This window comes from Pararhizobium sp. LjRoot238 (assembly GCF_964252955.1).
Taxonomy (GTDB): domain Bacteria; phylum Pseudomonadota; class Alphaproteobacteria; order Rhizobiales; family Rhizobiaceae; genus Pararhizobium.
Genome location: NZ_CAXUPP020000001.1, coordinates 2,585,350 through 2,606,907 on the forward strand (window position 1 = coordinate 2,585,350; position 21,558 = coordinate 2,606,907).

Sequence of the window (21,558 nt, forward strand, 5' to 3'; positions counted from 1 at the left end):
AGGGGCCGGCCCGGGTTCAAGGCCAGTGCTCTCAGCAGATGGGGTTCGATCTCGCTTCGGGCAAGACGGAAGAGGTATGCGTCCCGCAACTATATCAGCGCGGTTGCGAGAGGGATGGACATTACCGGCAATAGCGATAACCGTTCTTGCGCTCGAGCACGTCGAAATGCAGATGGTTTTCGTGGGCCTCGTCGCTGCCGGGGTCGAGCACGGTTTTGAAGTAAAGGCAGCCTGTTGCCGTCACGGCCCGCTGGAAGGCGCCGATCAGGGTCGAATCCTCGTCGCGCGGCTGGATTTCGATCGATTTGCCGCTCTTGAAAGTGAAGGAGGCGATGTCGATGGCGTTGCCGCGGGCGTGTTCGGAGATTTTCCCGGTCGTCCCGTTGTTGCGCAACCGGCAGACATAGCTTGATGCCTGGTTGATTGCCGTCAGCAGGCCATCGTTTTCGAGCGCCGCCTTGGTTGCCGGCAGTACCGCCTCCTTCGTCCAGCGGGCAAGTTTGAGCGCCGTTTCGCAGCGCATGGTGCCTTCCGGTTTCAAGGCGATGCCCGGAAGAACCATGTCAAGCGTCAGCGGCTTGTCGATGCCGCAGCCCTTGCCGTCATCGATGCGCTTCTCCTCCTTGAAGGTGGCGCCGATCTGTTTCAGCGCTGCTAGACAAGTGGCGTATTCCTTACCGTCTTCCGGCTCGATCGTCAGCACGGGCTCGGGTTTCTCGGTTAAAGGCTTGGCATCGTCCGGCGTTGGAAGAGATTTCTCGTCCATGCTCGGCGCAGGAACTTCTTTTTCCGTTTTCTCCTCCACCGGCTTTGTTGTCTCTTCCATTGCCGGCTTTTTCTCGGGTAGGGGACCTGTTTCCGGAAGGCCGGCGCTTGAAAGGAGGAGGATCGACAGGAAGGAAGCGATGATTCGAAGGTGCATGAACGAACTCCGGTCCTGCCGGGGCGGCAGGGGTCGCGGTCACAACGCATTCGGGCGGTGAAGGTTGCATTGCAGCCGCAGGACGCCGGATCGTTGCCAATCCGGCACGCCCGGGATGGCGATGCAGGAGTTTGACAAAAGTATGACATTTATTTGTTGACAATAAGAGTCATGTTTTTTAACCGATGAAAACAGGCAGCAGCTTCCCGCTGCCCCCGATGCTTCGTCGTCCATACCTAGCCAGCCCTTTGAGCAGAATGTCTCAGCAGCAAGCCCGGTGAACTTATCAAAGGATTGGTCCATGATTACCCGGCATCACTGCGCGGCCCTGTTGGCGTGCGCAGCGTTTTTCTCTGTCACTTTGCCCCCTCGGATTTCCCAAGCGCAGGATGCTGCGGGGACGGTCGCGTCCGATGGGGAGGAGAATGTCACCGCGCTGAAAAAGCTTTCGGTCAAGGGAAATGCCGACGGCGGTGTCGCCGATACGCCGCTCGCCACGAAAACGACCGCTGACGAGATTGCCAAGAAGGAAATCGACGATCTCGACGATCTCGGCAACACGACCGAGCCCGGCGTCAGCTTCGTGGACGCCACCAAGAGCGTCAATATTCGCGGGCTCGAGGATGATCGCGTCCTGACGACAATCGACGGTATCCCGATCCCCTACCTGTCCGACGGTGTCCGCAACTCCCAAGGCGGGACCGACACCTATGACTTTTCGGCGCTTTCCACCGTGGATATTCTGCGCGGGGCGGATTCAAGCCGCGCCGGATCGGGCGCCCTTGGCGGCGCTGTCATCCTGCGGACGCTGGAGCCGGAAGATCTGATCCAGGAAGGCCAAAGCATTGGTGGCATTACCAAGCTGACCTATGACGGGTCGGACCAGTCATTGATGGGAGTGGGTGCCTTTGCCACGCGGATGGAGAATACCTCGATCCTGTTCCAGAGCTCATACAAATATGGTCATGAGACAGAGACTGGCGGCGATGTCGGAGGTTACGGCTCCACCCGTACCGAGGCCGACCCCATGGACTACAATCGCAGAAATCTGCTTTTCAAGCTAAGGCAATCTCTCGAGGGTGGCCACACGATCGGCTTCACGGCCGAGCGGTACGACCAGAATTCCACGACCAACTATATGTCGGGGCAGGGCACGACCTATCAGCAGGATAACTACGATCAGATTTCCGACAAGAAGCGCGACCGTCTTTCGGCGGACTACAGCTATGAGGCGACCGCGGACGACAGCTGGATCGACAGTGCCTTCGCCACCATGTACTGGCAGCGAACCGAGCGCATCGAGGGAACGGCGGGATATCGGCTGACAGCTCCGGTCGGAACATATACCCGCATGAGCACGAATGAAGAGCGGTCCGTCGGCATCACGGGCTACGCCAATTCGGATTTCGAGACGGGCTTCCTCAGCCACCAGGTTACCTTCGGTGGTGACTTCCAGTTCGCGCAGACGAGCCAGTATCAAACGGGCGACGATAGCTGCGACGTCACTTATGTACCGTCCTGCGCGTACTATCACAATAATCAGGCCGATATGCCGGAGACGAATTCGCTGAAGTTCGGCGCCTATGTCGAGGACCGGATCGGTCTCGGCGAAACGCCGTTCTCGCTGACGCCGGGCGTGCGCCTCGACTGGTACAAATACGATCCGAAGGAAACCGCGGCCTACGAGAACAACAGCGGCTATGCCGGCCTGCCGGCGGGACAGAGCGACCTGCAACTCTCTCCGAAGCTGCGCGCCGGCTGGCAGGCCAGCCCCGACGTCGAGCTTTTCGCCCAGTTCGCGACCGGCTTCAAGGCGCCGAACGTTTCGCAGCTCTACCTGAACTATGACAACGCCCCCTTCTATCGGTCGATCGGCAACCCCGATCTCGAAGCCGAAACGAGCTATGGTTTCGAGGCCGGGGCAAACCTTGGCGACGATGACTTTGGGGGGCGCATCACCGCGTTTTCGACGCGCTACAAGAATTTCATTGATACGGAGACGATCGCAGAACCAGGCTATGCCTCTGGCAGCTTTGAATATTTCAATCGCGATCGGGTCAGGATATCGGGTATCGAGGCCCGCGCGCACAAGTCCTTTGCATCCGGTTTCGACCTGCATGCCTCTGTAAGCTATGCGCGCGGCACCGACCTGGATACCGACGAACTGCTCGCGTCCGTTCCGCCCGTCAAGGCGATTGTCGGTGGCGGATACAATACCGAGTTCTGGGGTACCGATCTGAGCCTTGTTGCGGCGGCAGCGGTGGACGACGACTCTGCGGCAAGCACCAAGCCGGCCGGCTATGGTGTCGTCAACCTCACCGGCTGGTGGGAACCGGAACAGGTCGAGGGGCTTAGAATTCAGGGCGGCGTCTATAACCTGTTCGACAAGGAATATTACGACGCGCTCGAAGTGAAGGACGTGTCGAACGCAACCGCGCTCTATTCCGAGGCGGGACGTTATTTCAAGCTTTCTGTAACCAAGAAATTTTGAGCGGCGAGCTTGTCTCGTTAGAGGGCGGCGCCATCGGCGCCGCCCTCGCGCGCTTATTTTTTCCGCCGCTCCCCGCTTGCGCAATCCAACATCTCACGCTAACAATTTCACCATGATACAGGCACGCATCCTTTCGATCTGGTGGTGGGCTCGCTGAAGCGGCCTTGACCAGTCATGCGTGATTGAGACGATAAGCCGCCCGGAAGTTTCGAGGCGGCTTTTTTTGTATTCGGGCCGCGGGGGAATGACGGGCCTGAACGGAGCGAAAAATGGCGACGACAATTCTTGAAGACGGTGCGGAAGCCTATACCACCAAGGGCGGCATTTCCGTCACCCGCCGGCGGCGCGAGGCGCCCTATGGCGAGGCGATCGCGAGCTATGTCGACCGGCTCGACGAACGCCGGGGTGCTGTGTTTTCCTCCAACTATGAATATCCGGGTCGTTATACCCGCTGGGACACGGCGATCATCGATCCGCCGCTTGCCATTTCCTCCTTCGGCCGTTCGCTCTGGATCGAAGCCTATAACGAGCGCGGCGAAGCGCTCCTGTCGATGATCTCCGGGCATCTTGCCGGGATCGCCGACATCACGCTCGGAGCCTCCACGAGCCGCCGTCTCGATCTGACGATCAACGCGCCGGACCGGGTCTTCACGGAAGAAGAGCGCTCGAAGATCCCGACGGTGTTCACTGTGCTGCGCGCCATCACCGGCCTGTTCTATTCGCAGGAAGATTCGAGCCTCGGCCTCTACGGCGCCTTCGGTTACGATCTCGCCTTCCAGTTCGACGCGATCGAGCTGAAGCTGAAGCGCCCCGACGACCAGCGCGACATGGTGCTGTTCCTGCCCGACGAAATCCTCGTCGTCGACCACTATGCCGCCAAGGCCTGGATCGACCGCTATGATTTCGCCAAGGACGGCAAGACCACGGAAGGCAAGGCCGGCGATATCTTGGCCGAGCCGTTCCAAACTATCGACAGCATCCCGCCGCATGGTGATCACCGTCCAGGCGAATATGCCGAGCTTGTCGTCAAGGCCAAGGAAAGTTTTCGGCGCGGCGACCTGTTCGAGGTTGTGCCGGGCCAAAAGTTCTTCGAGCGTTGCGAGAGCAAGCCTTCGGAAATCTCCAACCGCCTGAAGGCGATCAATCCGTCGCCTTATTCCTTCTTCATCAATCTCGGAAACCAGGAATATCTCGTCGGCGCCTCGCCGGAAATGTTCGTGCGTGTGTCCGGCCGCCGGATCGAGACCTGCCCGATTTCCGGCACGATCAAGCGCGGCGACGACCCGATTGCCGATAGCGAGCAGATTCTCAAGCTGTTGAACTCAAAGAAGGACGAGTCCGAGCTGACCATGTGCTCTGACGTCGACCGCAACGACAAGAGCCGCGTTTGCGTGCCCGGTTCCGTCAAGGTCATCGGCCGCCGCCAGATCGAGATGTACTCCCGCCTCATCCACACGGTCGACCATATCGAAGGCCGCCTGCGTGACGACATGGATGCTTTCGACGGCTTCCTCAGCCACGCCTGGGCCGTTACCGTCACCGGTGCCCCGAAGCTCTGGGCGATGCGCTTCATCGAAGCCCATGAAAAGAGCCCGCGTGCCTGGTACGGCGGGGCCATCGGCATGGTCGGCTTCAACGGCGACATGAACACGGGTCTCACCCTGCGCACCATCCGTATCAAGGACGGCATTGCCGAGGTGCGCGCCGGTGCCACATTGCTCAACGACAGCAATCCGGAAGAAGAAGAAGCCGAAACCGAACTGAAGGCCTCCGCCATGATCGCAGCGATCCGCGACGCAAAATCCGCCAACACCCGCGGCGCCGGCCGCGACGTCGCCTCCGTCGGTACCGGTGTCAACATCCTGCTCGTCGATCACGAGGACTCATTCGTCCACACGCTGGCGAACTATTTCCGCCAGACGGGCGCGACAGTCACCACCGTGCGCTCGCCCGTGGTCGATGAAATCTTCGACCGGGTGAAGCCGGATCTCATCGTGCTGTCGCCCGGTCCCGGCATGCCGAAGGATTTCGATTGCAAGGCAACGATCAAGAAGGCTCGTGCCCGCGACCTGCCGATCTTCGGTGTCTGCCTCGGTCTGCAGGCGCTGGCTGAAGCCTATGGCGGCGATCTGCGCCAGCTCGCCATCCCGATGCACGGCAAGCCGTCGCGCATCCGCGTGCTGGAGCCCGGCATCGTCTTCTCCGGCCTTGGCAAGGAAGTGACGGTCGGCCGTTATCACTCGATTTTCGCCGATCCGTCGACGCTGCCGCGCGAATTCATGATCACGGCCGAGAGCGACGACGGCACGATCATGGGCATCGAGCACATGAAGGAGCCGATCGCCGCCGTGCAGTTCCACCCGGAATCGATCATGACGCTTGGTGGCGATGCGGGCATGCGGATGATCGAGAACGTGGTGGCGCATCTTGTCAAGCGGGCCAAGATCAAGGCTGCGTAGTAGGTGCATGCTCGTCGGTGGGAAGTGATCGTCAGCTTTAAAGCGATTTAGGCGGGTTGTCGCCTCCCACGGCTTTGACAAAACTGCAGCTTTGACCCATATGCACGCTATCCGAAACCGCTGAAGCGCTCCTCGCCGCTTCAGCGGTTTCGGCGTTCTAGGTTCCTGATTTCTGCAATTCGTTCGCATGTGCAAGGAGAAGACGATGGTGAGGCAAGACGCGGCGGCAGCACAGCGCCTGGCGTTCTGGGGCATCCCGATCTCGCTCGCCGTGCTGGGGTTGAAGATGCTCGCCTGGTGGCTCACAGGCTCGGTGGCGCTGCTCTCCGACGGGCTGGAATCGATCGTCAATGTGGTGGCAGCCATCGTCGCCTTCGCCGTGATCGGCTATGCCGCAAAGCCGGCAGACGCGAGCCATCCCTTCGGTCACCACAAGGCGGAATATTTCTCGGCGGTCATCGAGGGCGTACTGATCGTCGTCGCCGCGCTGCTGATCGTCTTTGAAGCCATACCGGCAATTCTGTCACCAAGGCTGCCGGAAACGCCCGCGCTCGGTCTGGCGATTAATTTGTTGGCCGGCATCATCAATGCTATATGGGCCTATGCCCTGATCCGTGCCGGAACAGCCTATCGCTCGCCCGCCTTGTCCGCGGACGGACATCATATCATGTCCGATGTCGTGACCTCGGCGGGTGTGCTGGTCGGCCTTGTGCTGGCCATCGTCAGCGGCTATGCGGTGCTTGACCCGCTGCTCGCCGTCGTCGTCGCCTGCAACATTCTCTATCAGGGCTGGAAGGTGATCGCGCGCTCGATCGACGGCCTGATGGACAGGGCGGCATCCGAGGAGGAAGAGGCCGCCATCAAGCAGGCGATCGCGACTCATGCGGCCGGTTCGCTCGGCGTGCATGATCTGAAGACGCGGCAGGCGGGGCCGGCGATCTTCGTCGAATTTCACATGGTGGTTCCGGCCACGATGCCCGTCGGCGATGCGCACGACATCTGCGATCGCCTGGAGGACTCGATCCGCGCGGTCTACCAAGGTGCGAAGATCACCATCCATGTCGAGCCGGAAGGCGAAAAGGCCCATGGAATCAGGGTCAAGGTTGTTGAAGGAATGAAAAAATGACGAAAACCGATGTATCAGGCCTGTCGCAGCTCGGACAGAACGTTGCGGCGCCGCAAAGCCCGGAAGAGGCTGTGTTGGAGCGCGTGCCGAACGGCAATGCCGGCACGGATTTCGTCGTGCGCTTCACTGCGCCGGAATTCACCTCGCTGTGCCCCATGACCGGGCAGCCGGATTTCGCTCATATCGTCATCGACTATCTGCCGGGCGATTGGCTGGTGGAATCGAAGTCGCTGAAGCTGTTCCTGCACTCGTTCCGCAACCACGGTGCCTTTCATGAGGACTGCTCGATCTATATCGCCAAGCGCATCGTCGAGTTGCTCGATCCGAAGTGGCTGAGAATCGGGGCCTATTGGTATCCGCGCGGCGGCATTCCGATCGATGTCTTCTGGCAGACGGGCAAGCCGCCGGAAGGCATCTGGCTGCCTGATCAGGGCGTCCAGCCCTATCGCGGCCGTGGCTGAAAATGAAAACGGCGGGCTTTTGGCCCGCCGTTCATTTTTTTTGGAAGCTGGAGATCAGTTGAGGATCAGCGCAAGGCCGGCAAACACTGTCAGGCCGCCGAGAAGGCGCGAAATCATCAGGCCGGAAGACAGGCGGCCGATGCCGAGACCAAGGCCGATGCCAGCGACATGCAGGAGCGTCGTTGCAATGACGAAACCGGTGCTGAAGGGTAGGGCGTCGGCGGCTCCCAGTTCGCCGCCATGGGCATAGCCGTGGAACAGCGCGAAGACGCCGACGACGGCGACGCAGGCGGCCGTCTGCAAACGTACGGCCATGGCGACCAGAAGACCGAGCGCGACGAGCGAAGCTAGGATGGCAGGCTCGACGAAGGGCAGATGAATGCCAGCCGTCGCCAGTCCAAAGCCGAAGGCCATCGTGCCGACAAACGCGGCTGGAACAGCCCAGAGGGCGCGCCCGCCGATCTGCGCCGCCCAGAGGCCGACCGCGATCATCACGAGGATATGGTCGAGGCCCGAAAGCGGATGGGTGAACCCTGCCATCAGCGAACCGTGCTCGGCCGGATCGAGATGGGCGAAGGCGGGAACGGTCGAAGCGGCGAAGGCCAAAGCGGCAAGAAGAAGGCGTCTTTTCATTGTGATCCCCACTGGAGGGCGGAGTGTGGGAGGCAGCCCCGCCGGATGCGAATTCGTGACACCGCATCTTATTTCGCAATGATCTCCTGTCCATAAGGCATTTGCCTTACCTCTCATCTTTACCATAGCCGCAATGCGCTGCTGATTGCGCTTTCATACCCATCCGCTTTTGTTGCATTGTTTTCGCAGTCGAGTCGCCTTATCTGACAGCGGCAGGACAACACAGATTTTATTTCGCGGGAGAGTTCGCATGAACGACGAAGACGACGACGACAAGAAGACGGAGCTGCCTTTGGGCAAGGAGACAGAGGCGAACCTTTTCAAGTCGCGCTCGATTTTCATCTACGGCGCGATCAATCAGGAACTGGCGCAGAAGGTTTGCTCGCAACTCGTGGCGCTTGCCGCCGCCAGTGACGAGGATATCCGCATCTATGTGAACTCGCCTGGCGGACACGTCGAATCCGGCGATTCGATCCATGACATGATCAAGTTCATCAAGCCGAAGGTCTGGATGATCGGCACAGGCTGGGTCGCTTCCGCCGGTGCGCTGATCTACGTCGCGGCTCCGAAGGAGCGGCGTATCTGCCTGCCGAACACGCGCTTCTTGCTGCACCAACCGTCCGGCGGCACACGCGGCATGGCGTCCGACATCGAGATCCAGGCCCGGGAAATCCTCAAGATGAACGACCGCCTGAACAGGATCTTCTCCGAAGCCACCGGTCAGCCGATCGAAAAGATCACCAAGGACACCGACCGCGACTACTGGCTGTCTGCCGAGGAAGCCAAGTCCTACGGCCTCGTTTCGCGGATCATCACGTCCCAGGCCGATATCTGACGACGATAGTCTTTCAAAGCTTTTCGACCCCGCTGGTCTTCCGGCGGGGTTTTTTATGAGCCCGAAGTGGCGGAAAGGGGATGACCGGAGAGGGCGGCATCGATCGTGACCAGCTTCATGTCTTCGACCGCACATTGGGCAAGCAGCAGCCGGTCGAACGGATCGCGCGTCGGCGGCTCGGGCTCGGCATAGGCAACCGCGTGGTGTTCGTTGATCGGCAAAATCTCGATATCCCCGCGCGTGGCGGCATCTGGTAGATTTTCGAGCGTCGTCCCGAAATCCAGTTTTCCGAGGCGCCACTTTATGGCCATCTCCCAAAAGGTCGCGACGCTCACATGCAGCTCGGGCGAATTGTCCGACAAAACATTGCCGATTTTGGACGGAAGCTGGTCCATTTGCTTGTTCAGAAAAGCGATGAATATGTGGGTGTCGAGCAGGAGCTTCATGGCTCATTCTTGAAAGGCGGGAGCGGTGTGATCAGAAAATCTTCCGGAAGTGGATCATCGAAGTCCGGTGAGACGTAGGTAACGAACTGCGTTATCCCGCGCTCCTTCTTGAAGGCTTCAAAGCCCTCCCAATTGATCCCGCCCTTCTTCTTCGCCGGCACAAGCTCCATCACCGGCTTGCCGTTGCGGGTCACCGTGATCGTCTCTCCTGCCTCGACGCGGCGGGCGAGTTCGGTCAGCTTGTTCTTGGCTTCGCGGATCGATACCTGGGTCATGAGGATAATGTAGCTGCAAGTGGCCACATTTTCAATGAAGGCGATCTGCGCTTGCCCTTCCGCTCATCTGCGGTTATACACCGCTTCATGTCGAACACAGGTGCTGAAATCATCGAACAGGTTTCCCGCGGGCACATCGCCTTTGCGGACCGTTCGCGCGCCTTCACCTCGCTTCTTCTTCTCGGCCTTACACGCGGTTGCCGGGTTCTTTGAAGGAGCGCCCGGTGGCCGAAAGCCCACCGGCCCCAGCTCCTTGCCTTCCCTGAATAGCAGACAAAAAGAACCCGAAGAGCCAGCATTTGCCATCGCAAAGCGATCCACGATCGGTTATTGCATGCGGGAAATGCGCCTCAGACATGAAGAGAAGCCGCAATGATCATGAAATCCCACACCGTCAAGCAGGGCATGCCCGAGGCTGCCGTCAAGTATCAGCCCTATCCGCAGATCAACATTCCCGACCGCACCTGGCCGGGCAAGACCATCACCAAGGCGCCGATCTGGTGTTCGGTCGACCTGCGCGATGGCAACCAGTCGCTGGTCGATCCGATGGGCCACGACCGCAAGGCCCGCATGTTCCAGGTCTTGCTCGACATGGGCTTCAAGGAAATCGAGATCGGTTTCCCCTCCGCCTCGCAGACGGATTTCGACTTCGCCCGCTGGTGCGTCGAGGAAGGCAACGTTCCAGCCGACGTGTCGCTGCAGGTCCTGGTCCAGTGCCGGCCTGAACTGATCACTCGTACCTTTGAGGCGCTGCAGGGCGCCAACAAGCCGATCGTGCATTTCTACAATTCCACCAGCGAATTGCAGCGCCGCGTGGTGTTCGGCAAGGACGTCAAGGGCGTCAAGCAGATCGCGACCGATGCCGCCAAGATGATCACGGACATGGCCGCCAAGGCAGGGGGCGGATTCCGCTTCGAATATTCGCCGGAAAGCTTCACCGGCACCGAGCTGGAAGTCGCATTGGAAATCTGCAATGCGGTGACCGAGATCATGCGGCCGACGGCGGAGAACAAGCTGATCCTCAATCTGCCCTCGACCGTCGAAATGGCGACGCCGAACATCTATGCCGACCAGATCGAATGGATGTGCCGCAACCTCGACAACCGCGAAAACCTGATCATCTCCTTGCATCCGCACAACGACCGCGGCACCGGCATCGCGGCCACCGAGCTCGGCCTGATGGCCGGCGCCGACCGCGTCGAAGGCACGCTGTTCGGCAATGGCGAGCGCACCGGCAACGTCGACGTGGTGACGCTGGCGCTGAACATGTTCACGCAGGGGATCGATCCTGAGCTGGACTGCTCGGACATCGAGCGGATCAAGGACGTCTACGAATATTCCAACCAGATGACCATTCCGGAGCGCCATCCTTACGTCGGCGAACTGGTCTACACGGCCTTTTCAGGCTCGCACCAGGATGCGATCAACAAGGGCATGAAGGCGATCAAGGTCGCCAACAAGCCGCTGTGGGAGGTGCCCTACCTGCCGATCGATCCGCAGGATGTCGGCCGCTCCTACGAGGCGATCATCCGCATCAACTCGCAGTCGGGCAAGGGCGGCATCGCCTATATCCTGCAGGAGGATTACGGCATCAACCTGCCACGCAACCTGCAGGTCGAATTCCGCGAGGATATCCAGCGCATCACCGACGAACACGGCAAGGAACTGCCGTCGAAGGCGATTCACGCACGCTTCATCGAGCGTTACGTCGATCAGCCCGGCGCCCGCATCCGCTTCGTCGACCACCACACCTATCCGGTCGGCGAGCATAAGGGCGTGCGGGTGGTGGCGGCTGAAATCACCGACAACGGCGAAACAAAACGGATCGAAGGCAAGGGCACGGGGCCGATCGACGGTTTCATCAATGCGCTGTCGATCTACCTCGGCGTCGAGATGTCGGTTGCCGATTATTCCGAGCATTCGCTGCAGCACGGCTCGAACGCCGCGGCGATCGCCTATGTTGAAGTGGAATATCCGGGCGGCAAACTCTTCGGTGTCGGGATCAACACCAACATCGTTGCCGCCTCTCTCGAGGCCATAGTCTCCGCCGCAAACCGGGTGCTGGAGCAGAAAGCGCGGTAGTTGCTAAACCAAAGCTGGTCTTTTGCACTGATCGAAACCAGAGCTTCAATGCAACGCGCGCCCCTTCGGGCGCGCGAAATTGTGTCGCCGGGGGCTTCCGCTCTATGCGGCAAGCTGCGCGGCGGTGGACATCAGTTCCTGCCGGTTCGGGCTGGCGAAGAGCTGGCGTCCGCCGCCGGGGACTTCGGTGAAGCACCAGCGAACGATGCCATCCCTGTCGAGCAGGAACTCGCCTGCTAATTGGCCTTGTCCGTCGGCCATCATCTGAAGGTCGGCATCCATCACTTCGTACCCGTCCAACTTGTCGAGAAAGTCGCTCGCGGTCATCGGGTCCATCGGCTCGGGCAACTCGCCGGGCAGGTCAATGTGCATCTTCATGATCGTGCCCATGCTGAGCTTGTACGGCCATTGGTCGTCGTTCTCGGTGAATTCGAGATTGGGCAGGCCGAAGGCGCGGTGTGAAACGCGCTCCGGATCGGACGCCGCGAGCAGATTCGGTATGGGATGGTATCGGAGATAGAGCCGTGCACGCTCGATCGGCGTGTTGACGACCGTCAGGCTGTCGATGCCCTGGTCGCGCAGGGGTGTCTCCAGTTCGGCCATCGCCGCGATCTGGCGGCGGCAGAACGGGCAGTGCAGGCCGCGAAACAATCCCACCAGGACGGGCTTGCGGCCACGAAAGTCGTCGATGGCGATCTTGCCACCGCGGGTGATTGCGTCAAGCACCACATTCGGTGCGCGGTCGCCGGGTTTCAACGGGCCTTGGCTATCGTGTTGCTCCATTGCTGATTTCCTCCGCTAATCAAGAAACGGCAGTATCACCAGTGTTTTGGGGTCGATATCGTGCCGAGCGCAGATATCCTGCGCCAAATCGAAGTAGCGTTCCGCCTCTTCCATGTCGTTGGCGTCGAGGCTGAGCGTTGCCAGGCCATCATAGCACGGAAAGAGCAATTGCGCCTCTCCGGTGTCACGAGCGGCCTCGAGGGCCTCAATGTAATGGCGCCGGGCAAGGTCCGGCTGGCCGTGGCACTGGTAGATCTGCGCGAGCACCAAGAGCGGCACCGGCAGATGGTCCCGCTGGTCGAGCGCCCGGTCGATCGCCAGCGCCTTGTGAACCGCTGGCATGCCCTCTCGCGCGCAGCGATCGGTGAAGGTGCAGTAAGCGACGGCGATGTTCGTCAGCAGTCGCGCCTGGAAGCCGAAATCGCCGATCCGTTTCGCCATCTCGTAGCCGCGTGCGCAAATCTCGATGGCGAGCGCTGGATCGATGATCGTGTAGAGCACGCCGAGATTGGTATATCCGCGACAGGCGGCATTGAGCTGGCCGCAGCGGAGTGCTGCCTCGACGCTGCGCTCGACTTCGGTGACGGCCTCCCTTGTCTTTCCGAGCCGCGCGAGCGCCGTCCCTTTGGTATTGAGCGCATGCGCGATCGCCAGCGTGGCTTCGTTTGTTGTTTCCCCACTGTCCTGTTGCGGCGGCAGCCGTTCGGCGCAGCGCAATGCCTCGTCAGCCCATTTGATGGCGCTGGCATAGTCACCGGTGCGGAAGGCGAGGTGACCCTGTTCCTGTAACAGATGCGCCTGTTCGATAGGGGCGTTTGCGCCCTCCAGCAATGCCGCGGCCTCGGCAAAACGGCTGCGCGCAGCCTCGCGATTGCCGGAATCGAAGAGCAGCCGGCCGAGTTTGCGTGATATCCGCGCCGCCGCCGTGTGATCGCCCGCGTCCTGGTGGGCCTTGAGCGCGGTGCCGTAAAATTCCATCGCCCTGTCGCGTTGGCCCGCCGGCCCGCAAAGATCTGCAATCCGCTCGCATGGTACGAGCCAGGCGCCGTCACTACGATCGTTAAGCGCGTCAAGCGCCCCGCGGTAGAAGCGGAGCGCGTCGTCATTGGCATAGGCCATGCGCGCTCGGTCGCCGGCGGCCATCAGATAGGTGGCCCCTTTCGGTTTCTGCGCGGAACGGCCGAAGTGATGGCCGAGCAGGGCGAGATCCTCAAGCCGGTCCGGATCCGTGCCATATCGCCGTTCGAGGGTCTCGCCGATGAGGCCGTGCAATTCGGTGCGCCGCTTCAAGAGCAGGTTGTCATAGACCAACGCATGGAGCATCGTCTGGCGAAAGCCATAGGAGGGCGCCGACGTCGGGGTCCCGCCGGCCACCTCCTCGATGATTTCCGCTTCGCACAGCTGATCGAGACCTGTCTCGATCTCGGCCGAATCGGCGAAGACGGCTTCAAGGACCGACGTATCGAAGCGCGGGCCGATGACCGCTGCCGTCTGGGCGAGCTTGCGCATAGGCGGCGGCAGCCGGTCGATCCTTGCCAGCATGATCGCCTGAACGTTGAGGGGAATGTCGGCGGTGGCCGCCTCGGCGGTTACTTCCCAGCGTGCGCCGCTGCGCCGCAATCCGCCGACTTCGATCAGGCTGCGCACGATCTCCTCGATAAACAGGGGGTTTCCGCCGGCACGCTCGACGATCCGGTCGCAGAGCCGTGCCGGCAGTCCGCCCGCGCCGAAGAGGGCGGAAAGCAGGTCATGTCCGTCGGCGGAGGATAGCGGAGAGAGGCGCAGCATCGTCAGGCTGGCCTTGGCAGAATTCAGCCTGTCCGTTTCGAATGCGGGCCTATGGGTCGTCAGCAGCATCAGCCGGTTGCGCTCCAGCCGGTCCATGGCAAAACGCAAGGTCTCAAGGGAGGCGGCGTCGGCCCAATGCAGGTCTTCGATCACCAGAAGCAGCGGCGCCCGTTCGAGCCGGCGCTCGAGGATGGTGCGGATGGCGTAGAAAATCTGCCGCCGCAGTTGCTCCGGTTCGAGGTGTTTGAGCACGCCGCCGGGATCGCCGAAGCCGAGAATATAGAGGAAGAGCGGTATCAGCCGTTCCCTGTCCGCGGCCGCCAGGTCGAGCGCGTCGAGGCCGCTCGCGAGTTGGCGGCGCGCGTCGTCCGTGCTGTCGTTCGTACCGATCTCGTAGGCGCAACGCACGATGGCGGCGAGTGTGCCGTATGATGGCTCGCCGAAAGAAGAGCATGCCGCCTGGCGCACGACAACACCGGCAAAACGGGATTCGCTGCGCACCCTGCCAAGGAATTCGGTGACCAGGCGCGTCTTGCCGGCGCCGGCTTCACCTGTCAGACGGACGAATTGCGTAACCCCTGCGCAAGCGGCATCGAGGCAGCGCAGCAGGCTGCCGAACTCCGCATCGCGACCGACCATCGGCGCGCTGAGCCCGAGTGTGGACAGCCCGCGCGGACTGGCCGCGGCCTCGATGCGGCCGGTCAGCCGATGCACCAGCACGCCCTCGGCCTTGCCGCGCAATGGCAGCGTGCCGAGCGAGCTGAAGGAAAAGGCATGCCGGGTGAGGCGGTGGGTAACGGGGCCGACGAGGATGTCGCCCGGTTCCGCCATTGATTGCAGACGCTGCGCGGTGTTCACGGTATCGCCCGTCACCGAATAGGCCTTGATATTGCCGGCACCCAGGCCCCCGGCAACCACCGGCCCGGTGTTCACGCCGATATGCAGGGCAAGCGGCAGGCTGACGCGGGTGCGCCACCGTTCGGCGATGCGCGCCACCCGGCAGGTCATTTCGAGCGCGCTGTGCAATGCCCGTTCAGGGTCGTCTTCATGCGCCTGCGGCGCGCCGAACAGGGCAAGCAGAGCATCGCCGATAAACTTGTCGACAAACCCGCCAAACGTCTCTACCGCGCCAGTCAGTTCCTCGAACAGCTCGTTCTGCAGTGTCTGGAGCAGTTCCGGGTCGGTCTGCTCGCTCAGCGTGGTGAAATTGCAAAGATCGGCGAAGAGCACTGTAACGGTGCGCCGGTCGGCATCGGCGTGCTGGTCGGCTGCCGCTGGCTCCGGCAAGGATTCCGCGACCGCGGCGGCTACCGGTGACGGGTGGGAATGGGACTGCCGCGGTTTATCCATTGCCGGCCGGGCGGAGACTTCCGTGCCACATTGCGGGCAGAAGGCAAAATCCGGCAGGCAGAGATAGCCGCATTCAGGGCAAGGTCTCGGCTGCTTTGCTCCACAGTTCGGGCAAAAGGCAAATCCGGTTCGGAGTTCACAACCGCATTGAACGCAGTTCATCGCCGCACGCCTCAAGAGCCATTCGCCAACGGGCTCCCTTGAGCGTGGCGGCAGCCCCTACGGCGACAGATAATGGACCCGATCCCAGGGGGTGGCAAGCGGGAACCCCGCTCACCATCCGGAGGTGGTATCCGGTACTCATGCGGCGGTGATGTCTGTGATGCCGTCAGATCGTTGTCGAAACAGTATCGGCGAGCTGCTGCAGGTTGGCGTCGGCCGAGGGGCCAACGACCACATAGGACGCGCCACCCTTCTGCCAGGAAATCATCGCTATATCGTCGCGTATGCTTTCCGTCATCTTGCCCTCGGGTGTGCCGGGTTTGCCTTTCAGGAAACAGATGGCGAAAACGTCGCCGTCCTCGTTCTTGTACATCAGCTGCGCCACCGGCTTTCCACCTGCGACGAGCAGTCGGGCGCCTTCGAAGGTCAGGCCGCGCGCGCTCAAGTCCGGCAGGGAGAAATTTACGCCGACGCTCGATGCAAGCCAGCTCTCGATCCTGGCATCGCCCGAGGCCGGAACTTCGACCAGATGTTCTGCCGTCTGCCGCGAATAAATGCGGTGATAGTCGGCGATGTCGTCGAGCCAGGTACGGGCCGCAGCCATGTTCATCGACGGTGCGCTGTCATGACTGGTCCTGCCGATAAGGTAGCCGGTCGAGCTGCCGACGAGCAGCAAGGCGATCGACGCGGCAAGCGCGCGCGGCCAGAGCCGGACCTTCGCCTGGCGCGGTGCGGCGTTGACGACGCGCTCGGCTTTCGGATTGACGCCCGGGCCCTGCTTGATCCGACGTACCAGCGACAGCGGAACCGGATCGTGCAGAAATTCCTCGAACGCCTTGTTGCCGAAGGCATTTCCGGCTTTCAGCATTTCGAGCAGCAGCCGCGCTTCGTCGTCGCGCGCCACCAGTTGTTCCAGTTCCTTGCGTTCCGCTTCGCTTACTTCGCCGTCGAGATAGGCCGACAGACGAACTTCGAGCGCGAGCCCTTTCGTGCTTTGCAACGTTCAGGCCCTCCTTTCCGTCGTCTCTGTAATCATTGCGGCTAGACGCATGCGTGCTGTCGAAAGCCTGCTCATCACCGTCCCGATCGGGATCTTCAAAATATCGGCGGCCTCGCGGTAGCTATGTCCTTCGACATTCACCAGCACGAAGACGCTCGCCAACCCTTCCGGCATGGACAGAATCATCTTGTGCAACTGATTGGCGTAAACGGCCTTTTCGCCGGATGCCTCGATCGACAACTCGTCCTGCTCGGAGGCATCGACCGTGCCGCCGCCGGTGCGGACCTTGCGCTTCCTGATTTCGTCGATCCAGAGATTGCGGGTCATTGCGTATATCCAGCTTTCAAGCCGCCCTTCACCGTTCCAAAGGTGGTTGCGGGTGATCGCCCGCTCGCAGACCTCCTGAACCAGGTCGTCGGCATCGGCGGCATTGCGCGTCAGTGTCATTGCGAAACGGCGCAACTTGGGCAGAACACTGACCAAGTCCCTTCTGAATTCGTTCGAATCTGCCGCTGGACGCATTGCTCTTCCAAAGAAACGTTCCGGAACGGGATTTTATTCGTTCCGGGTCGAAAATACACGCCGGTTGATATGAAACATTTGACCCATGGTCTGCAAGTCGGCAGCCGTCAGGGAGCGCATATTTTGCCGCTTCAAAGGCATTTTCCCAATGCCAGATGAAAGGCCGGGCAACCAGGCCGCCCGGCCGGAGCGCGATCAGTAGTGACGGACGCCGCCCAGCGTTTCCAAGAGGGCACGGTAGGCCCATGTGCCTTCACCGCCGCGGTCGCGGATCTCGATCAACTGCGCCTTTGCTTCTTCGATCTGTCCCAGTTCCACCAGAGCCTGGCCCATATAGGAGCGGGCAAGGATGTAGTTTTCGTCGGCCTGCAGCGCCCGCTTGTAATAGCTCATGCCGAGTTCCATGCGGCCCGCCTTGCGGTTGGAATAGCCACGATAGTTGAGAACGCGGGCGCTGTTCTGATCCTTGACGGCGTCGAGAACCTTCAGCGCGTTTTCATACTGACCGGCATAGGCAAGTTCGCGCGCCGCCTTGAACAGGATGTTGTCGTCAAGCCCGCTTTTCTTGGCATCGACGCATTCCTTCTTTTCCTCGTCCCAGACCTTTCCGTCCTTGCATTCCGTGGAGGTCTGGGTCTTTTCCGGCGGGCTCGTGGTGTCTTCACCCGCAGCCCAGGCCGTTTGGCCAAGGGCAAAGGCGGAAACGGCAGAAAACAGGGCAATCAGTGCGGTCTTGCGATTGATCATGGTCATCTCCTGGCTTTGAAACTGCTCCCGGAAAACCGGATTGCACGGCGTCATTAATGGCGCCAGCGGTCCTGTCTTCCGGTCAGTCCTATGTGACGGATGACGAACGCCGAATATTTCCCCAAGCATAGCGCTTTTTGGCATTTTGGCGAGGGATACCGAGTATCGCAGGATCAGAAGCGTGTGGTTTCGACCAAGGTCACCGAATGACCGTCCATTGTCAGCTCGAATCGCTCGCGGATCAGGTTCCAATGTCCAGGGCTTCCGGAGATGAAAAACAGGTTGAACCCGGCCGGCGGTTTCTTGCCGCCACGGCCTTGAGATGCTGAAGCGATGCCGACGACCGGCACCGGTTTGATCTGGCCCTTCAGGGAATAAACCGTGTTCAGATGCGTGTGCCCGTGCAGCACCAGTTCTGCGCCGCCGGCGGAAATCGTCGCGGCAAACCTGCGGATGCCGAGCATGCGCTTGTACATCGAGGTCGCGCCTCTGATTGGCGGATGGTGGATCATGACGACGCGGAACAGACCGGCTTCACCGGCGGCGCGCAAGAGATTAACGGTATCGCGCGCCTGGCGGCTGCCGAAATAGCCGCTGGCGGCGAAGGGAGGGGTGGCGACGGCGGTCGAGCAGCCGATCAACGCCACCTGGCCACGGACGCGCAGATAGGGATAACAGCGAAAATCCTCGTCCCACTCCGCCGGTCCGCGCTCGCCGCGCATATAGGGGTACCAGGCCTTGGTGGTCTTTTCATAGGCGCCCGGGACATAGGCATCGTGGTTGCCGGGCACGATCGAGATGTTTTCCGGCTCGCCCGCTTCCTTCAGCCACTCGGTCATGATCTCGATTTCACGCGAAGAGGCGAGGTTGACCAGGTCGCCGGTGATCGCCAGGTGATCCGGGTCGACACGCTCGATCTCGTCCATCAAAAGGTTGAGCGTGTTGCCGACCAGATGGTTACGTCGGTTGCGGTGCCAGTTGACGAAGCCGGTGATGCGTTTCGATGCGAGTTCACGGTACGAAAGATCGGGCAGGGGGCCGAGATGAATGTCGGAAATATGCGCGAGTTTGAACATAATTTGTACCTAGCGCATATTCCCGGAAAGGGGAATCAGTCGCGGCGCGTTATCCTCGGCCAGACACTGATGACAGACACTGATGAAAGGAACCGGATCGGCATGACGGATAAGCCGCCGGAAATGCGCAGCTGGAAAACGCGGTTCGTTACCCGCTTGATACACAGCTATTTCGCCATCGCGCGGGGCATGACAATGGGCGTGCGTGCCGCCTGTTTTGACGACGATGGCCGGGTTTTCCTGGTCAGGCACTCCTACGTGCCCGGCTGGCACATGCCGGGCGGTGGGCTGGAGCGGCGCGAAACAGCCTTTGAGGCGCTGGTCAAGGAGTTGCGCGAGGAAGGCAATCTGGAACTGACCGATCCGCCGGAGTTGTTTCACGTCTATTTCAACCGGCTGACGAGCAAGCGCGATCACGTACTCTTCTATCGTTGCCGCAATGTCCGCCAGACGGCGCCGCGCAAACCGGACCTGGAGATCGTCGAGACCGGCTTTTTCGCGCTCGACGACCTTCCCAAGGATACGACGGCGGCCACGTACCGGCGACTGGCGGAACTCTTGGGGGAAACGCCGCCAGCCGATTTCTGGTAGGATCAGGCCGCCAGTTTCTCGCGCTCATGCTCCATGTCGAGATCAAGCTCCGGACCGGCCGGGACGACGCCCGTCGGGTTGATCATCGTGTGGCTGCGGTAATAATGCTCCTTGATGTGGCGCATGTTGACCGTCTCGGCGACGCCGGCCACTTGGTAGAGGTCCTGCAGATAGCCCTGCAGGTTCGGATAGTCGGCGATGCGCCGGATGTTGCACTTGAAATGGCCGACATAGACCGGGTCGAAGCGCACCAGCGTCGTGAACAGCCGCCAGTCGGCCTCGGTGATCCGGTCACCGGTAAGAAAACGGCGGGTGGAGAGGCGCTCTTCCAGTTCGTCCAGCACCTTGAACAGCACCGTGACGTTTTCCGCATAGGCTTCCTGTGTCGAGGCGAAGCCGGTCTTGTAGACGCCGTTGTTGACCGCGTTGTAGATGCGCTCGTTGAGGCTGTCGATCTCGCCGCGCAGCCCTTCCGGATAGAAATCCTCCTTCGAGCCCGTCAATCCGTCGAAGGCGGAATTGAACATGCGGATGATTTCCGAGGACTCGTTCGAGACCAGCTTGTTCTGCTGCTTGTCCCAGAGCACGGGTACTGTGACGCGGCCGGAATAATGCGGGTCGGCCTTCACATAGACCTGCCAGAGAGCCTCGGAACCAAACAGATGGTCGATGGTGCCGCCGATCTCGTTCTTGAACTCCCAGCCCTTCGACAGCATCAACGGATCGACGATGGAGACCGAAATCAGGTCTTCCAGCTGCTTCAGCTTGCGGAAAATCAGCGTGCGGTGCGCCCAGGGGCAAGCAAGCGACACATAGAGGTGATAGCGCCCGGCTTCGGCCTTGAAGTCGCCTTCACCGGAGGGGCCAGCCGAACCGTCGGCGGTGATCCAGTTGCGGAACTGCGCCGCTGCACGCTTGAAGTGGCCTTTCGTTTCCTTGGTGTCGTACCAGACGTCGTGCCAGACGCCGTCAACCAGCATGCCCATCGGTGATCTCTCCTGCGGCGGGGTTGCCGCCTGCTCGTGAATTGGTTGCCCGTAAATAGCGCGTCGCGGCGGCGCACATTAGCCTGCAAATGCTGAACAGTGCGTTTTGGGCTTTGACAGCGGCCGTTTTTCTGCTATCGGGCCTCCCAGACTTTTTCATGCAACCGGATTCACATTCGATGTTCTTTCCAGGAAACCCGCGACGACGCTGATGCTGAAAACGCCCTTGGGCGTAGCCATCACCCCTATACGTCTCGCATGCACGGTTTTCTGATGTTTATGAAAAAGCACGACCTCGTCTATTTGACCGAAGATGCGTCCCATGACGCAGCAATTGAAATCATCAATGAAGAAGCCTTCGGTCCCGGCCGGTTCGCCCGCGCCGCCGCGCGTATCCGCGAGCAGGGACCGCATGACCTGTCGCTCTCCTTCGTCTGCGCCGACGATGGCGAAACCATCGCTTCGGTGCGGATGACCCCTGTTCTCGCCGGTTCCGTCAAGGGCCATCTGCTCGGCCCGCTTGCCGTCCGCCCTTCGCACAAGAACCGCGGCATCGGCCGGGAACTGGTCCGCATCGCCGTCGAGGCTGCGCGGCGCAAGGGCTCGGAAGGCGTCATTCTTGTCGGCGACCCGCCCTATTACCAGCCGCTCGGCTTCGAGAAGGTCGCCTATGCGGCGTTGACCTTCCCCGGGCCGGTCGATCCAAACCGGATTCTCGTCGTGCCGATGGGTGACGATGTGCACCCGCGGCTGAAGGGCGAAATCCGCTGGCACGGATGATCACGTGGAAAAGCGAAGGGGCGATAACGCCCCCTTGCCGGTG

19 protein-coding genes are annotated in these 21,558 nt (G+C 61.0%); 8 read left to right on the forward strand and 11 right to left on the reverse strand.

Annotation, left to right across the window (positions count from 1 at the left end):
- Positions 1-121: 121 nt before the first annotated feature.
- Positions 122-922, reverse strand: a complete 801-nt coding sequence (locus tag ACSQ3F_RS12560) for an extensin-like domain-containing protein (RefSeq protein WP_436100515.1) — start codon at positions 920-922, stop codon at positions 122-124.
- 301 nt (positions 923-1,223) lie between these two features.
- Here ACSQ3F_RS12560 and ACSQ3F_RS12565 point away from each other — a divergent pair, with 301 nt between their 5' ends.
- The 4 genes from ACSQ3F_RS12565 (at position 1,224) to queF (ending at position 7,459) form a co-directional block, all read left to right on the forward strand.
- Positions 1,224-3,413 (forward strand): TonB-dependent hemoglobin/transferrin/lactoferrin family receptor, encoded by a 2,190-nt coding sequence (locus ACSQ3F_RS12565; protein ID WP_436100516.1) that lies wholly within the window; start codon positions 1,224-1,226, stop codon positions 3,411-3,413.
- 269 nt (positions 3,414-3,682) lie between these two features.
- A complete protein-coding gene (locus ACSQ3F_RS12570) occupies positions 3,683-5,872 on the forward strand; it encodes an anthranilate synthase (protein ID WP_436100517.1) in 2,190 nt (729 codons plus the stop codon).
- Between the two features lie 205 nt (positions 5,873-6,077).
- Positions 6,078-6,998: a cation diffusion facilitator family transporter gene (locus ACSQ3F_RS12575; RefSeq protein ID WP_436100518.1), complete on the forward strand. Its 921-nt coding sequence runs from the start codon at positions 6,078-6,080 to the stop codon at positions 6,996-6,998.
- Positions 6,995-7,459 (forward strand): preQ(1) synthase, encoded by a 465-nt coding sequence (gene queF / locus ACSQ3F_RS12580; RefSeq protein ID WP_436100519.1) that lies wholly within the window; start codon positions 6,995-6,997, stop codon positions 7,457-7,459. Before ACSQ3F_RS12575 ends, queF begins: the two co-directional genes overlap by 4 nt.
- A gap of 54 nt (positions 7,460-7,513) precedes the next feature.
- On the opposite strand, the gene ACSQ3F_RS12585 is transcribed toward queF, so the two are convergent.
- On the reverse strand, positions 7,514-8,092 hold the full coding sequence (locus tag ACSQ3F_RS12585) for a HupE/UreJ family protein (RefSeq protein ID WP_436100520.1): 579 nt from the start codon (positions 8,090-8,092) through the stop codon (positions 7,514-7,516).
- A gap of 250 nt (positions 8,093-8,342) precedes the next feature.
- On the opposite strand from ACSQ3F_RS12585, the gene ACSQ3F_RS12590 reads away from it, so the two are divergent.
- A complete protein-coding gene (locus tag ACSQ3F_RS12590; RefSeq protein ID WP_436100521.1) occupies positions 8,343-8,927 on the forward strand; it encodes an ATP-dependent Clp protease proteolytic subunit in 585 nt (194 codons plus the stop codon).
- 53 nt (positions 8,928-8,980) lie between these two features.
- Here ACSQ3F_RS12590 and ACSQ3F_RS12595 read toward each other — a convergent pair whose 3' ends face one another.
- Complete coding sequence (locus ACSQ3F_RS12595) at positions 8,981-9,373, reverse strand: type II toxin-antitoxin system VapC family toxin (protein WP_436100522.1); 393 nt, start codon at positions 9,371-9,373, stop codon at positions 8,981-8,983.
- Positions 9,370-9,648: a type II toxin-antitoxin system Phd/YefM family antitoxin gene (locus tag ACSQ3F_RS12600; RefSeq protein ID WP_436100523.1), complete on the reverse strand. Its 279-nt coding sequence runs from the start codon at positions 9,646-9,648 to the stop codon at positions 9,370-9,372. Before ACSQ3F_RS12600 ends, ACSQ3F_RS12595 begins: the two co-directional genes overlap by 4 nt.
- A gap of 372 nt (positions 9,649-10,020) precedes the next feature.
- Here ACSQ3F_RS12600 and leuA point away from each other — a divergent pair, with 372 nt between their 5' ends.
- Complete coding sequence (gene leuA, locus ACSQ3F_RS12605; protein ID WP_436100524.1) at positions 10,021-11,730, forward strand: 2-isopropylmalate synthase; 1,710 nt, start codon at positions 10,021-10,023, stop codon at positions 11,728-11,730.
- 102 nt (positions 11,731-11,832) lie between these two features.
- Here the strand turns inward: leuA and ACSQ3F_RS12610 are convergent, their stop codons facing one another.
- The 6 genes from ACSQ3F_RS12610 to ACSQ3F_RS12635 form a co-directional block, all read right to left on the reverse strand.
- On the reverse strand, positions 11,833-12,513 hold the full coding sequence (locus ACSQ3F_RS12610; RefSeq protein WP_436100525.1) for a peroxiredoxin-like family protein: 681 nt from the start codon (positions 12,511-12,513) through the stop codon (positions 11,833-11,835).
- Between the two features lie 15 nt (positions 12,514-12,528).
- Entirely contained in the window at positions 12,529-15,813 is a 3,285-nt protein-coding gene (locus tag ACSQ3F_RS12615) for an adenylate/guanylate cyclase domain-containing protein (protein WP_436100526.1), read from the reverse strand.
- Positions 15,814-15,979: 166 nt separating this feature from the next.
- Positions 15,980-16,813 (reverse strand): anti-sigma factor family protein, encoded by an 834-nt coding sequence (locus ACSQ3F_RS12620; protein WP_436100527.1) that lies wholly within the window; start codon positions 16,811-16,813, stop codon positions 15,980-15,982.
- 3 nt (positions 16,814-16,816) lie between these two features.
- On the reverse strand, positions 16,817-17,335 hold the full coding sequence (locus tag ACSQ3F_RS12625; protein WP_436100528.1) for an RNA polymerase sigma factor: 519 nt from the start codon (positions 17,333-17,335) through the stop codon (positions 16,817-16,819).
- Between the two features lie 195 nt (positions 17,336-17,530).
- On the reverse strand, positions 17,531-18,088 hold the full coding sequence (locus ACSQ3F_RS12630) for a tetratricopeptide repeat protein (RefSeq protein ID WP_436100529.1): 558 nt from the start codon (positions 18,086-18,088) through the stop codon (positions 17,531-17,533).
- A 167-nt stretch (positions 18,089-18,255) separates the two neighbouring features.
- On the reverse strand, positions 18,256-19,158 hold the full coding sequence (locus tag ACSQ3F_RS12635; protein WP_436100530.1) for a metallophosphoesterase family protein: 903 nt from the start codon (positions 19,156-19,158) through the stop codon (positions 18,256-18,258).
- 102 nt (positions 19,159-19,260) lie between these two features.
- Here ACSQ3F_RS12635 and ACSQ3F_RS12640 point away from each other — a divergent pair, with 102 nt between their 5' ends.
- Positions 19,261-19,749, forward strand: a complete 489-nt coding sequence (locus tag ACSQ3F_RS12640; RefSeq protein ID WP_436102135.1) for an NUDIX domain-containing protein — start codon at positions 19,261-19,263, stop codon at positions 19,747-19,749.
- Positions 19,750-19,751: 2 nt separating this feature from the next.
- On the opposite strand, the gene ACSQ3F_RS12645 is transcribed toward ACSQ3F_RS12640, so the two are convergent.
- Complete coding sequence (locus ACSQ3F_RS12645) at positions 19,752-20,735, reverse strand: glutathione S-transferase family protein (protein WP_436100531.1); 984 nt, start codon at positions 20,733-20,735, stop codon at positions 19,752-19,754.
- 279 nt (positions 20,736-21,014) lie between these two features.
- Between ACSQ3F_RS12645 and ACSQ3F_RS12650 the strand changes: the two genes are divergently transcribed.
- A complete protein-coding gene (locus tag ACSQ3F_RS12650; protein ID WP_436102136.1) occupies positions 21,015-21,515 on the forward strand; it encodes a GNAT family N-acetyltransferase in 501 nt (166 codons plus the stop codon).
- Positions 21,516-21,558: the final 43 nt, after the last annotated feature.